We start from the raw sequence: 13,935 nt of genomic DNA on the forward strand, positions 1-13,935 counted from the left end.
GCGCAGCGTGGTCAGCCACTTCAACAAGGCGACCAAGGGGCGGATCGTCCGGGACCTGCTGGCGTTGGAGTGGGTGACGGCGCCGCAGGCGAAGGCGGACAGCGGCAGGAAGCCGTAGCTCTTGAGGTCGTTGGCGCCGTTGTTGCAGAGCCAGCCGCCCTTGCCGAAGATGGCGCGCAGGGTGGCGTTCGAGTTCCACTCGGTGTCACGGAAGACGTTGTAGACCACGCGGGAGTACGGGGTGGCCGCGAAGGCGGCGCTGATCGTCTTGGCCGTGGTGTCCACCGGCAGGACACCGTTGACGTTGCGGATGGTCAGCGGGCCCTGGACGTCGGTGCCGCTGCCCTGGCCGTAGTAGACCTGGCCGATGTAGTGGGCCACGGAGTAGGGGACCAGCGCGTTGGGGTCGGCCAGGACCGAGTCGCTGCCCTGGTTCTCCTGGGTGCCGCTGGTGACGCAGCCACCGGGGGTGACCGCGACGCCGCCACCGATGGTGGTCAGGAAGTAGGAGCGGGTGCCGGAGTCGGTCTGCGGCAGGAAGGGCTTGATGGTGGCGTTCGGCAGCGACGCGTCGATGTCGTGCCAGTTGGTCACCGCACAGGTGAAGATGTCCTTCAGGTTCCCGGTGGTCAGGTTCGCCGGGGCGTTGCCGGTGGCCGGGGCGGCCCAGGCGACGGCGTCCTTCGCCAGGCTGACGAAGTAGTCGCTGCTCGGGTCGCTCGACTGCGGGCCGCGCGAGGAGCGGGCGAAGTCCACCGTGGTGTTGGTGTAGGTGGCCAGCGCCTTGATGCCGGCGCCGGAGCCGTTCGGGCGGGCGATCGCGGCGGAACCGGCCTTGGGGGTGATGGTGGTGCCGGTGGGGGTCGCGTCCCAGCTGTAGACGCGGGGGGCGTTCGGGTCGGTCAGCGACGCGTTGTAGTCGGCGGCGAGCTGGTTCACGACGGCCTGGGTGGTGTCGGAGCCGGTGCCCACGAAGTCGATGGCGCGCGGCGTCACGCCGGCGGCCGGGTCGGCGACGGCGGTGCCGCCGGCGACGGTCGCGATGGAGGTCGCCAGGGCGGCGACGGTGAGCAGCTTGGCAGCGGTCTTACGCATGTTCCTCTTCCTCCGGGGGAGAGACGTACATCGCGTGAAACCCGTACTCCGTTCGGGAGTTCGGGGCCGTGTGGCCGCGTCCGCTGCGGCCTCGCCGGCAGTGCCGATCCTGTCCGGCGGGGAGGTTCCGCCGGAAGGGAGGCCGGGTCCGGCCGGGGAATGTCGACTCATCGGTTCAGCGAGGTTTAGCCACTGGTCAGCGTGCACGTGACAGGGGCACTCCCGGCCCTCCGAACCCGGTCGACGTTCTTCTCCAGGAAGCTGCTCGGGGTGTTGCCGGAAACCTGCCCTTCACCGGAACTGCACGGACGGGGGCCGTGGACGGAACCGCCGCCTCCGGACCCGCCCCCGGACATGCTCCGGATACGCCCGGGATACGCCCCGGACACGCCTCCGGACATGCCGACATGGCGGTCCGTCGCGTTCGACGGACCGCCACGCACGCGGTCTCCTACAGCGGCCGGCGGCCGTCCCGCCCCGATCGCCGCAACTCCTGCCCCACCCACTGCAGTCCGGCCAGGAACCCCTCGATCCCCGCCTGGCACTGGTCCCGGCGCAGGTATCCCCGGGCGCTGCGGGCGACCGGGACGGCGTCGGCCGCCCCCGGCCGGGTGCTGCGCACCGGCAGGTAGGCGGCCCAGACCCACTGACGTCCTTCGGACTGCCCGACCGAGCACCGCAGCGCGGCCCGTTCGATCAGCAGCACCCGGACGGCCTCGGCGAGTTCGTCCTCGCTGCGGTACGTCCGTACGCCGACCCCGAGCGGCCTCCCGTTGGCGGCCCGCAGTGCCCAGCCGAGGCAGCGGTCGGCCGCCGGCACGATCAGCAGTCGCGGGCCGCGTCGCTCAGCGGCCATCGGTGCGTCTCAACGGTACGGCGGGCTCCGGGAGTTCGTGCGGAGGCTGCTTGGAGAGCAGCACCACGAACCGCCGGAAGGCGTTCTGGCAGGTCGCGTACCGCTCGTACGCGCGGCTGGAGCGCACCTCGGGGAGGGCGCGCGAGCCCGGGACGACCCAGATCCAGCCGATGCCCTCCCGTACGTGGGTGATGCGCGCGGTGAGCCCGGGCGCCGCGGCGCGCAGGCCGTCGAAGCCCCGCTCGGCCTCGCCCGCCGTCTCGAACGCGGCCGGGGTGATCGCGACCACCCGGCCGTTGGACGCCTTCAGTTGCCAGCGGTAGCGCCCGTCCGCTGCCCGTTCGGCGCGGAAACCCCCTCGACTTGCCCCTGCTGCGGTGTGACCGCGGCCGGCAGCGTTCACTGCCCCCTCCGTCCGGTTGCCCTCCGGTTTCCCCTCCGAGCGGAGCAAAGCTATGTGTGCACACGGAGCCCCCGAAAGCCCAGAACGTTCACAACTTGCGCTGTTGGTCGGGAAGTTCTCTCTCGTTTAACTTTCACCGGTTCTTGGTGGTAGTCCCGGTCGGAACCCTCAGAGCCGGGCCGTCCAGCGCACCATCGTGCCCTTGCGGTACGGCCCGCTCTCGTGCCAGGCGTCGCCGCCGAGCGCCTCGGCGCGCCGGGTGAGGTTGAGCAGGCCGCTGCGCCGGCCGCCGGCCGGGATGCCCACCCCGTCGTCGGTCACGGTGAGCAGCACGCCGGGCCGGCCGCCCCGGTCCAGCGAGTCCGGGTCGCCGCCCACCGGGCGGCCGTCCTCGCCCAGGTGGGTGGTCGCGTCGATCTCCACGCCGACCCGGGAGGCGCGCGCGTGCCGGGCCGTGTTGGAGAGCATCTCGCGCAGGGCGGCGAGCAGTTGACGGCCGGTCTTCTCCCCGACCAGGCTCTCCACCGGCCCGACGAAGCTCACCGAGGGCTTGAAGCCGAGCGCGGCCGCGGCCTGGCTGGCCTCCCGCAGCACCCGGGTGCGCAGGGTGTCCGGCGCGTCGCCGTGGTCGTCGTGCTGGAGGGCGTAGATGGTGGTGCGGACCTCCTGGATGGTGGCGTCCAGCTCGTCCACCGCCTTGCCGATGCCGACCCTGACCTCGGGGACGACGGCCCGCCGGGCGGCGCTCTCCAGCATCATCCCGGTGGCGAACAGCCGTTGGATCACCAGGTCGTGCAGGTCGCGGGCGATCCGGTCGCGGTCCTGGAAGACGGCCAGCCGCTGCTGGTCGCGCTGGCCCTCGGCGAGCCGCAGGGCCAGCGCGGCCTGCGAGGCGAAGGTCTCGGCGAGCTGCTTCTCGCTGTCGGTGAACGGCACCGCGCCGTGCGGGCGCCAGACGCAGAGCCCGCCGAGCACCCGCCCGGCGGCGACCATCGGCACGGCCATGGACGGGCCGAAGCGGCGGGCGAGCCGGATCACCACGGTCGGGTCGCTGGACATGTCGTCCAGGTAGACGCTCTCCCCCGCGAGCAGCCGCGCCGCGAAGCTCTCCCGGGGCAGCAGTTCGCCGCGGACGTACTCGGCCAGTTCGCCGGAGGCGTGCGCGACCCGCATCTGCCCGTCGCCCTCGCCGCCGCCCTCCGGGCCGGTCGGCAGCAGGATCATGCCGAGCGCGGCGTCCGCCAGCTCCCGTACCTGCTCGGCGGCGACGGTCAGCGCGCTCTCGGCCTGCTCGGCGGAGAGCAGCGCGGTGGCGACGGCGGCGGCGCCGGCGATCCAGCGTTCGCGGCGGCGGCCCTCCTCGTACAGCCGGGAGTTCTCGATGGCCACGCCGGCCGCCGCGGCGAGCGCGTGCACCACCTGCTCGTCCTCGGGGGTGAAGGCGCCGCCGCCCTTCTTCTCGGTGAGGTAGAGGTTGCCGAACACCTCCGCGCGGACCCGGATCGGCACGCCCAGGAAGGTCCTCATGCAGGGGTGGTGCGGCGGGAAGCCGGAGGAGCGCGGGTCGGTGCGGAGGTCGGCCAGCCGCAGCGGCTCGGGGCGGTCGATGAGCGCGCCGAGGATGCCCCGGCCGGCGGGCAGTTCGCCGATCTCGGCGGCGGTCTCGTCGTCGACCCCGACGTGGATGAAGTCGGCCAGGCCGGTGCCGCCGGGGGCGATCACGCCGAGCGCCGCGTAGCGGGCGTCGACCAGTTCGGCGGCGCCCACGGCGATCCGGTGCAGGGTGGCGTGCAGGTCCAGCCCGGCCCCGATCGAGACCACCGCCTCCAGCAGCCGCTGCATCCGGTCGGTGACCGCGGCGGCCGACTGCAGGCGCTCGGCGACCTCGGTGACCAGGGTGTCCAGCCCGAGCGAGGCGATCTCCGGCACCTGGTGGGGCGTCTGCTCGGCGGCGGCCCCGGGGAGGTCCGACGGGAGGCCCGGAGCGGGGTCCGACGGAAGGCCCGGAACGGGGTCCGACGGGAGGCCCGGAGCGGGGTCGGGCGGGAGGTCCGGCGTGGGGTCCATGAAGAAAGCCTACGTTTGTACGCTTTTCAGCCGAAGGACGGCGCGACTAACGGGTGACGGCCCGGCCGGCGACGGCCGGAACCGGCTCCAGCAGCCCGTCCGCCTCCCGCTCCCGCCTCCACATCGCGTGCAGCCGCCCGTCCGGGTCGGCGACCAGCTCCGACCAGCGGCCCCGCTCGGCCACCCGTCCGCCGTCCAGCACCAGCACCTCGTCCACCGTGGTGTCGTCCAGCCCGGCCAGCCGGTGGGTGATCAGCACGGTGGTGCGGCCCTCGGTGGCGGCCAGCAGGTCGGCGGTCAGGGCGTCGGCGGTGGGCAGGTCGAGGTGCTCGGCGGGCTCGTCCAGGACCAGCACGGGGAAGTCCGCGAGCAGCGCCCGGGCGAGCGCCAGCCGCCGGCGCTGGCCGCCGGAGAGCCGGGCGCCGTGCTCGCCGACCATGGTGTCCAGGCCGTCCGGCAGGCCCTCGGTCCACTCCAGCAGCCGGGCGGCGGCCAGCGCGGCGCGCAGCTCCTCCTCCCCCGCCGCCGGCCGGGCCAGCCGCAGGTTCTCCCGCAGCGAGCTGTCGAAGACGTGGGCGTCCTGGGCGCAGAGCCCGATCACCCGGCGGACGGACTCGCCCGCCAGCGCGCGGCTGTCCACCGCCTCGGGGCGGCCGTCGGCGAACCGCACCGTCCCGGCGCTCGGCTCCAGGAAGCGCAGCAGCGCCTGGGCGAGGGTGGTCTTGCCGGAGCCGGACGGGCCGACCACGGCGATCCGGCGGCCGGCCGCGAGGTCGAGGTCCACCCCGACGAGCGCGTCCACCGTCTGCCCGGGGTGCCGTACGGTCAGCCCGCGCACCGCGACGGGCAGCGGCCGCTCGGGCAGTGCCACCGGTTCGGCGGGCTCGGCGACCGGGGGTTCGGCGGAGAGCACCTCGTCCAGCCGGGCCCGCGCGGCGCGGCTGCGCTGGCGGGCCTGGACGGCGAGCGGCATCCCGGTGACGGCCTCGAAGGCGGCCAGCGGGGTCAGCACCACCACGGCCAGGCAGACCGGCGCCAGCACCCCGTCGCGCACCCCCTGGACGCCGACGGCGGCCGCGGCCGTCACGGTCAGCCCGGTGAGCAGGGCGATCAGCCCGGTGCCGAGCGCCGTGGTGGCGGCCGAGCGGGCGGCCAGCCCGGTCAGCGCGGCGTCGGCGCTACGGACGGCGGCCAGCCGGCCGGGCAGCGCGCCGGCCACGGTGAGCTCGGCGGTGCCGGTGAAGGCGTCCACCACGGCGGTGGCCAGGCGCCCGCGCGCCGGGGCCTGGCGCCGCTCGGCGCCGGCCGACCAGCGGGCGGCCAGGGCGGGCACCAGCCCGCCCGCGAGCAGCAGTCCGAGGCCGAGCACCAGCCCGGCGGCCGGCAGGAAGGCGGCCATCGCCGCGGTCGAGGCCAGCGCGACCAGGCCGGCCACCGCGGCCGGCAGCCGCCAGCGCAGGTAGTGGTCCTGGACGGCGTCCACGTCGGCGACCAGCCGGGAGAGCAGGTCGCCGCGCCGGAAGGCGGGCAGTCCGGCCGGGGCGAGCGCGCTCAGCCGCCGGTAGACGGCGGCCCGCAGGGTGCCGAGGGTGCGCAGCACCGCGTCGTGCGAGACCAGCCGCTCGGCGTAGCGGAAGACGCTGCGGCCGATGCCGAAGGCCCGTACCGAGGTGACGGCCATCATCAGGTAGAGCACCGGCGGCATCTCGGAGGCCCGGGAGATCAGGTAGCCGGAGGTGGCCATCAGCGCGACGGCGCAGCCGAGGGCGAGCGCGCCGAGCAGGATCGAGAGCGCCAGCCGGGGGGTGCCGCCGCCCTCGGGCCGGGGCTCCTCGGCGACGGCGGGGGCGGGCGTGGGGCGGCCGCTGTGGGCGAGCGGCGCCACCGGGGCGGCCGGGGCGGCGGCCGCCGGGGCTCCCGCCAGCCGTACCCGCCGGTCGGCGACGGCCAGCAGGGCGGGCCGGTGCGCGACCACCAGCACGGTGCGCGCCGGGTCGGCGGCGAGCGCCCGGACGGCGTCCACCACGGCCGCCTCGGAGGCGCCGTCCAGGTTGGCGGTCGGCTCGTCCAGCAGCACCAGCGGCCGGTCCTCGGCGAGCAGCACCCGGGCGAGGGCGAGGCGCTGGCGCTGCCCGGCGGAGAGCCCGGCGCCGTCCTCCCCGAGGACGGCGGCCAGGTCGGTCACGAAGTCGAGCGCGTGCGCGGCCCGCAGCGCCGTCCAGAGCTGCTCGTCGGTGGCCTCCGGCCGGTAGAGCCGCAGGTTCTCGGCGACCGTCCCGGCGAACAGGTGCGGGTGCTGCGGCACCCAGGCGATCTGCCGCCGCCAGCTCTCCGGCTCCAGCTCGGCCAGGTCGTACGTCGTACGGCCGTCGGCGGCGGTGATCCGGACGGTGCCCGACGACGGGGCGGTGAGGCCGAGCAGCACGGCCAGCAGGGTGGACTTGCCAGCGCCGCTGGGGCCGGTGAGCGCCGTGCTGGAGCCCGGGCGCAGGGTCAGCGCGGCGCCGTCCAGCGCCGGCTCGGTGCGCCCGGGGTGCCGGACGACCAGGCCCTCGGCGGCGATCACGGCGCTCGCGAGGTCGGGCGCCGGGGTGGTGCCGGCGGCGGGCAGCGGGGTCTCCAGCACCCGGAACAGCTCGTCGGCGGCGGTCAGCCCCTCGACGCTGGAGTGGTAGAGCGCGCCGACCTGGCGGATCGGGAAGTACACCTCGGGGGCGAGCACCAGGATCAGCAGCCCGGTCTCCAGGTCGAGCGTGCCGTCCACCAGCCGGAAGCCGACGGTGACGGCGACCAGCGCGACGGACAGGGTGGAGAGCAGCTCCAGGGTGAAGGAGGAGACGAAGGCGATCCGCAGGGTGCGCAGGGTGGCCCGGCGGTAGTCGGCGGTGATCCGGGCGATGGTGGCGGCCTGGGTGCGGGCCCGGTTGAACACCTTGAGGGTGGGCAGTCCGGCGACCACGTCGAGGAAGTGGTGGGAGAGCCGGGACAGGGTGTTCCACTGCCGGTCCATCCGGGACTGGGTGGCCATCCCGATCAGCACCATGAACAGCGGGATCAGCGGCAGCGTCCCGGCGATGACCGCGGCCGAGGTGAAGTCGGCGCCGACGATCCGCAGCAGCACGATCACCGGGACGACCACGGCCAGCGCCAGCTGCGGCAGGTAGCGGGCGAAGTAGTCGTCCAGCGCGTCGATGCCGCGGGTGGCGAGGGTGGTGAGTTCGCCGGTGCGCCGGCCCGCCAGGTAGGACGGGCCGAGCGCGGTGGCGTGGTCGAGCAGCCGGCGCCGCAGGGTGGACTTCACCCGGGCGACGGACCGGTGGGCGGTGAGTTCGGTGAGCCAGCCGACCAGCCCGCGCCCGACCGCGGTCAGGGCGAGCAGTAGCAGCGGCGTGGTCAGCTCGCCGAGCGTCGCCCCGCGCTGGAAGGCGCGGACGACGATCTCGGCGATCAGACTCGCCTGGGCGACCACCAGGGCCGCGCCGACCGCGCCGAGCAGCACGGATCCGGCGAGGAAGGCCCTGGTGGTGCGGGCGTACCCGAGGAGTCGGGGGTCGACCGGCTTCACGGCGTCAGGCCTGGTCGAGCGGGGCGGCCGGGTTGTGCCCGGGGATGTGCTGGACGCCGATCCGCTTGCGGAACACCCAGTACGTCCAGCCCTGGTAGAGCAGCACCAGCGGGGTGAAGATCGCCGCCACGACGGTCATCACCTTCAGCGTGTACGGCGAGGACGCGGCGTTGGCGACGGTCAGGCTCCACTCCGGGTTCAGGGTGGAGGGCATGACGTCCGGGAAGAGCGCCAGGAAGAGCATCGCGACCGCGGCCACGATGGTCGCCCCGGAGAGGCTGAACGCCCATCCCTCGCGGCCGAGCTGGTTGGCCGCCAGGGCGCCGAGCAGGGCGACCACCGCGACGATCATCGCGGCGAGGCTGCGGCCGTTGCCGTGGTCCACCTGGGTCCAGGTCAGGAAGGCCAGCGCCAGCACGGCGGTCGCCAGGCCGGAGACCAGGGCGGACCTGCGGGCCCGCTCGCGGATCTCGCCGACCGTCTTGAGCGCGGCGAACACCGAGCCGTGCAGGGTGAACAGGGCGAGCGTCACCAGGCCGCCGAGCAGGGCGTACGGGTTCAGCAGGTCCCAGAGGGTGCCGACGTAGTTCTTCTGCGCGTCGATGTCCACGCCGCGCACGATGTTGGCGAAGGCCACGCCCCAGAGGAAGGCCGGGAGGAGGGAGGTCCAGAAGATGGCCTCCTCCCAGTTCCGCTGCCAGCGGGCGCCGTCGTTCTTGGCCCGGTACTCGAAGGCCACCCCGCGGACGATCAGGCAGACCAGGATGACCAGCAGCGGGATGTAGAAGCCGCTGAAGAGCGTCGCGTACCAGTCCGGGAAGGCCGCGAAGGTGGCGCCGCCGGCGGTCAGCAGCCAGACCTCGTTGCCGTCCCAGACCGGGCCGATGGTGTTGATCAGCACCCGCCGCTCGGCGGTGTTGCGGGCCAGCGGCTTGGTCAGCACGCCGATCCCGAAGTCGAAGCCCTCCAGGAAGAAGTAGCCGATCCACAGGACCGCGATCAGCACGAACCAGACGTCGTGGAGTTGCATGTCAGATCCTCAGTTCCCCGGTGTCCCGGCGCCTCAGTAGGCGAAGGCGAGCGGCTTGTCGGCGTCCTCGTCCGAGGACGGTCCGCGCAACGACGGGTCCTTGGTGGGCGGCTGCTCGGTCACCACCGGGCCGGCCTTGGCGTACTTGACCAGCAGCCGGACCTCGATGACGGCGAGGATCGCGTACAGCGTGGTGAAGGTGGCCAGCGCCCCGATCTGGGTGCCGACGCTGACGTTGGGGGAGACCGCGCTGGCCGTGGTCATCAGGCCGAAGACGGCCCAGGGCTGACGGCCCATCTCGGTGAAGATCCAGCCGAAGCTGTTGGCGATCAGCGGGAAGCCCATGGTCAGGATGCCGATCCGCCAGCTCCACTTGGTCAGCTGCGGCCCCAGCTCGCGCCTGGGGGTGAGCATCAGCCGGGGCACCTCGGTCTCGCCGGTGCGGAACTCGGGGTGCAGGAAGAGCTTCTTCCGGGTGGTCCACAGGCCGATCAGGCCGGCCAGGAAGGAGGTCATCCCGAAGCCGATCATGAGGCGGAAGCCCCAGTAGGTGACGAAGATGCTCGGGATGTAGTCCTTGGGATCGCCGCCGTGCTGGGCGGCCTCGGCGGCGGCGGTGTCGTTGATGCCGGGGACGGACGAGCTGAAGTCGCTGTGGGCGAGGAAGGAGAGTATCCCGGGGATCTCCAGGGCGACCGAGTTGTGGCCCTTGCTGACGTCCCCGACCGCGAAGACCGAGAACGGCGCCGGCGCCTGGGTCTCCCACAGCGCCTCGGCGGCGGCCATCTTCATCGGCTGCTGCTCGAACATGACCTTGCCCAGGGTGTCGCCGCTGAGCGCGGTGCCGGCGCCGAAGACGACCGCGAGCACCAGGCCGAGCCGCAGCGAGGTGCGCATCGCGGCGGTCTTCTTCGGGTCGGCGGTCTCCGGCTTGCGCTTGGCCTTCCAGAGGTGGAAGGAGGCGATGCCGACGACGAAGGCCGCGCCGGTGAGGAAGGCGGCGGTCAGGGTGTGGAAGACGACCACCAGGGTGGTGTTCTGGAACAGCACCCGGACGACGTCGGTCAGTTGGGCCTTGCCGGTGACCGGGTCGATCGCGTAGCCGACCGGGTGCTGCATCCAGGAGTTGGCGGCCAGGATGAAGTAGCCCGAGAGCACGGTGCCCAGCGCCACCATCCACATGCAGGCGCAGTGGATCTTCCTCGGCAGCTTGTCCCAGCCGAAGATCCACAGGCCGATGAAGGTGGACTCGAAGAAGAAGGCGATCAGCGCCTCCATCGCGAGCGGGGCGCCGAAGACGTCGCCGACGAAGCGGGAGTAGTCGGACCAGTTCATGCCGAACTGGAACTCCTGGACGATGCCGGTGACCACGCCCATCGCGATGTTGATGAGGAAGAGCTTTCCCCAGAACTTGGTGGCGTGGAAGTACTTCTCCTTGTTCGTCCGCACCCAGGCGGTCTCCAGACCGGCCACGATCGCGGCCAGGCTGATCGTGAGCGGGACGAAGAGGAAGTGGTAGACGGTGGTGATGCCGAATTGCCATCGCGCGATGGTTTCGTGAGCGATTGCCAGTTCCACGTCGCCCTCTCTCCCAACCTGCCCGCGTGACGACGGGCATCTTCCGGACAAACTTCATCTATAGCCGTAGACCGTTGCTCAACCACGCAAGCTTGTCCGCTTGTGAACGTGAACACGTTCACAAGGAGCAGTATCCACCATCCTTACGGGGGAACCGCAGGTGGGGTGGGATTGACAGGCTGTGCGCTGCGTCACGGGCCGCGGCGCGGTCCGCACAGTCTGCGGATCCACCGCGGGCCGGGGCAACGAACGACCGGGCGGATGGCCGGACGTTGTTGGCCGAACCGGCGCTTGACAGGCCCGCGACCCGGTCGCCCCGACGGGATCCGCGTGCTAGGGCCTGTCTTCGGACTCGCGTCTGCGGGCCGCCGCCGGGGCCGCGGGTCTGGCCGAGTCGGCCGGGACCCGCGGGCCATGTCCTACGGGCGGCCGAGCAGCTCGGTGCCCGGGACGGAATCGGCGCGGGCCGTGAAGAACCCGGTGAATCCGGCCAGGAACTCCTCCCGGGTGATCCGCCCGTCCCCGTCGGCGTCCAGCCGGCGGAAACCGTGCGACAGCTCCGCCGGGTGCACGCGCGGCCCGCCGAACACCGCGCGGTACTCGTCGAACTCCAGGAAGCCGCTGCCGTCGGTGTCGGCCGCGGTGAACACCGCCCGCAGCGCGGGCAGCAGCCCCCGCTCCAGGTAGGCCTCGTCCCGGTCCAGGCCGGCCAGGGTCGCCGCCACGAACTCCTCCCGGCTGACCCTCCCGTCCCCGTTCGCGTCCATCACCGCGCGCAGCTGCTCCCACCAGCTGTCGAAGGCCTCGTACACCCGGGCCTCGCCCGCCTCGTCCAACTCCAGCTGCCAGCACACGTTGTGCGCCATCGCCCGCAGGTCGTGCGCGGTGATGAAGCCGTCGCCGGTCTGGTCGAGCACCTCGCGGAAGAAGCGGTCCAGCCGGGGCCCCCGGCCGTCCCGGTGCGGGCGGTGGCGCTTCGGCGCCCGGTGCTCCTCCGGGGAGCGGTAGCGCAGCCGGTCCGGGAGGAGCGGGACGACCGCGCCCACGCCGCGGTGCAGCACGGCGGACAGCAGCGCGGCCCGCCGGGTACGGACCAGCCCGAACCGCTCCCGCACCGCCGGCGGCAGGTCCGCCACCGTCAGCTCGCGGATCGCCCGGGCGACCACCACCCGCACCACCCGCCAGCCCGCGTCGCCGAGGAACCGGAGCCGGCGAGGCGCGGGCGCCTCGCGCAGCAGGTCGTCCAACAGGTGGCGCGCCGCCTCGGTGTGCTCCAGCCGCTCCCGCGCGTACCGGGCGAAGTAGGCCGGCAACTCCCCCACGGTCTCCGGGATCTCGCCCTTCGGGAGGTCGAAGACGGCGACCGCCTCCCGGAACTCCGCGTACGCCTGCGCCAACTCCCCCGCGTCGTACCGGTCCCCGCCCAGCCGGCGCATCGCGACCACGCCCTCGAAGAGCGTCAGCAGCACCCACGCCCTGGTCGCCGCGTCCCCGGCGTCGTACGGCCGCCCGTCCGGCCCCGTCCCCCGGATCCGCTTGTGCGCCCGCTCCAGCCGCGCGACCTCCCGGCGCAGCGCGTCCGCGTCCTGGTAGAACAGCCGTCGCCCGCTGCCCAGCGTGTGCTCCACCCGCCGCCACGGGTGCGCCCGGTACGTCGAGTGCTCCGCCATCCCCGCCGCCACCACCGGATCCGCCGCCTGCAGCACCAGCAGCCGCCACGCGACCAGCACGATCCGCCACTCCGACAGGTCCCGCCTGAACGACGCGCCGCGTTCAGCCACGGCGCTCACCGGTGATCTCGGGACCGATCACGAAGCCCTTGGCGGGGCCCTCGGGGATCACGGCCTCCTTGCTGTACGGGACCCGGGTCGAGGTCGCATAGGCACGGCGCTCGGGGTCGGGGCCGGTGAGGACGGTGACGGCGTCGAACCCCTCGATGATCTCCACATGGATGCCCTCGGGGACGTCCATGGACTTCCACATCTCCCACAGCGCCTGGTCCAGGTCCACGCCGGTCTCCTCAACAGCAACCGCGCTCATCGGAACACCCCAATTTCCCGTCCAGTGATCAGCCCGCGCGAGCCCGCGCGAGCAACGGCAGCACGGTCGCACGCGACCTGGGGGTCGGCCGGGTGAACGGCAACGGGTTCACTCGATCGAGGAGTTTCGGGGCCGGGAACGCCGGAACCGCAGGACGGGCCGGGGCCTGTCCTGCGGTTCGGGGGTGGTCCCGCCCGCCTTTCGGGCGGGCGCGGACCTGGTGGGTCAGGAAGCCGAGCGGGCCGGCTTGCGGCGGGAGACGTAGAGAGCGGCGGCGCCGAGGCCGAGGGCGAGGCCGGAGCCCAGGGCGAGGTACGGGGTGGCGGGGTTGGAACCGGTGTCGGCGAGTTCGGTGGCCGAGCCGGTGGTGGCGGCCTGCGTGGCGGTCGCGGTGCTGGTCGAGGTGGTCGACCTGTTCGAGGCGGTGGTGGCCCTGGTCGCGGTGGACGCCTTGGTCGCGGCGGTGTCCGAGGCCGGGGTGCCGGCGGCGGGCTGCTCGGCCGGCTTCTCGACGGGCTTCTCGACCGGCTTCGCGGCGGCGGCCCGGGCGTCGGCGAGCGCCTTGTCCGCGGCGGCCTTGGTGGCGGCCGCGGCCTTGGTGGCCTCCTGGGCCGTGGAGATCCGCCGGAACGCCTCGACCTTGGCGTCGTCCAGGGCCTTGCCCGCGGCGGTCACGGCGGCCTTGGCCTTCTCGTCCGCGGCGGTGGCGGCGTTGGCGGCCTCGAACGCCTTCAGCATCCGCTCCCTGGCCTTGGGGAGGTCCTCCTCCTTGGCGGTGCCGTACGCCCGGGCGGCCTCCTCGGCCTCCTTGTCGGTGGTCTCCCTCGTCGCGGCGGCCTGCTTGGCGGCGGCCCGCGCCTCCTGGAGCCTGCCCTGGTAGGGCTGCGGGTCCTTCAGGAACGCGGTGGCCTCGGCCGTGACCTCGGCCTCGTTCGCGACGGCCGCCGTGTGGGCCTTGGCCGCGGCCGCGGCGGCCTGCTCCAGCTCGGCGATCGAGCCGCTGTCGCTCCGGGTCTGCGTCACCGACGCCGACTCCGCGAAGGCGGGCGCGGCGGAGAGCACGGCGGCGGGCGAGACGACGGCGGCGACGAGGACGGCCGAGACCAGCGAACGGCGGAGGTTCACGATGACCCCTTTCGGGTCGAAAGGAAAAGCAAGGGTCACGGCCGGAGGGTTCCTCACGGCCGGACGACGCCGATCATAGGCACACGCATTCTTAACGCTCCATGCCGGATTCCGGCAATGACCGGGCGCCGAACCTTCCGGGTTCGCCGGGGAATTGACGAGTCGACAAAGCCGGG

Annotated in this window: 9 protein-coding genes and 1 pseudogene; all 10 read right to left on the bottom strand. The window is 73.5% G+C overall.

Annotation, left to right across the window (positions count from 1 at the left end):
• Positions 1-216: 216 nt before the first annotated feature.
• Positions 217-1,266 (bottom strand): annotated as a pseudogene (locus ACWDCZ_RS12665) (PstS family phosphate ABC transporter substrate-binding protein); the annotation flags it as partial.
• A gap of 280 nt (positions 1,267-1,546) precedes the next feature.
• On the bottom strand, positions 1,547-1,951 hold the full coding sequence (locus tag ACWDCZ_RS12670; RefSeq protein WP_049655595.1) for a hypothetical protein: 405 nt from the start codon (positions 1,949-1,951) through the stop codon (positions 1,547-1,549).
• Positions 1,941-2,354, bottom strand: coding sequence for a DUF1508 domain-containing protein (locus ACWDCZ_RS12675; RefSeq protein ID WP_074002007.1), 414 nt, complete (start codon positions 2,352-2,354; stop codon positions 1,941-1,943). Before ACWDCZ_RS12675 ends, ACWDCZ_RS12670 begins: the two co-directional genes overlap by 11 nt.
• Positions 2,355-2,522: 168 nt before the next feature.
• Positions 2,523-4,421: a GAF domain-containing sensor histidine kinase gene (locus ACWDCZ_RS12680; protein ID WP_082345964.1), complete on the bottom strand. Its 1,899-nt coding sequence runs from the start codon at positions 4,419-4,421 to the stop codon at positions 2,523-2,525.
• A gap of 46 nt (positions 4,422-4,467) precedes the next feature.
• Positions 4,468-7,986, bottom strand: a complete 3,519-nt coding sequence (gene cydD, locus ACWDCZ_RS12685) for a thiol reductant ABC exporter subunit CydD (protein ID WP_449815953.1) — start codon at positions 7,984-7,986, stop codon at positions 4,468-4,470.
• A 4-nt stretch (positions 7,987-7,990) separates the two neighbouring features.
• Positions 7,991-9,016 carry a cytochrome d ubiquinol oxidase subunit II gene (gene cydB / locus ACWDCZ_RS12690; RefSeq protein WP_049651271.1) on the bottom strand — a complete coding sequence of 342 codons (1,026 nt, stop codon included), beginning with the start codon at positions 9,014-9,016 and terminating at the stop codon, positions 7,991-7,993.
• Positions 9,017-9,049: 33 nt separating this feature from the next.
• Positions 9,050-10,594, bottom strand: a complete 1,545-nt coding sequence (locus tag ACWDCZ_RS12695; protein ID WP_049651270.1) for a cytochrome ubiquinol oxidase subunit I — start codon at positions 10,592-10,594, stop codon at positions 9,050-9,052.
• A 419-nt stretch (positions 10,595-11,013) separates the two neighbouring features.
• On the bottom strand, positions 11,014-12,375 hold the full coding sequence (locus tag ACWDCZ_RS12700) for an oxygenase MpaB family protein (RefSeq protein WP_380743244.1): 1,362 nt from the start codon (positions 12,373-12,375) through the stop codon (positions 11,014-11,016).
• Positions 12,368-12,604 carry a hypothetical protein gene (locus tag ACWDCZ_RS12705; protein ID WP_449815954.1) on the bottom strand — a complete coding sequence of 79 codons (237 nt, stop codon included), beginning with the start codon at positions 12,602-12,604 and terminating at the stop codon, positions 12,368-12,370. The genes ACWDCZ_RS12700 and ACWDCZ_RS12705 overlap by 8 nt, the downstream gene beginning before the upstream one ends.
• 255 nt (positions 12,605-12,859) lie before the next feature.
• On the bottom strand, positions 12,860-13,759 hold the full coding sequence (locus ACWDCZ_RS12710) for an LAETG motif-containing sortase-dependent surface protein (protein ID WP_380743247.1): 900 nt from the start codon (positions 13,757-13,759) through the stop codon (positions 12,860-12,862).
• Positions 13,760-13,935 lie beyond the last annotated feature (176 nt).

It is taken from the genome of Kitasatospora sp. NPDC001225 (assembly GCF_053597855.1).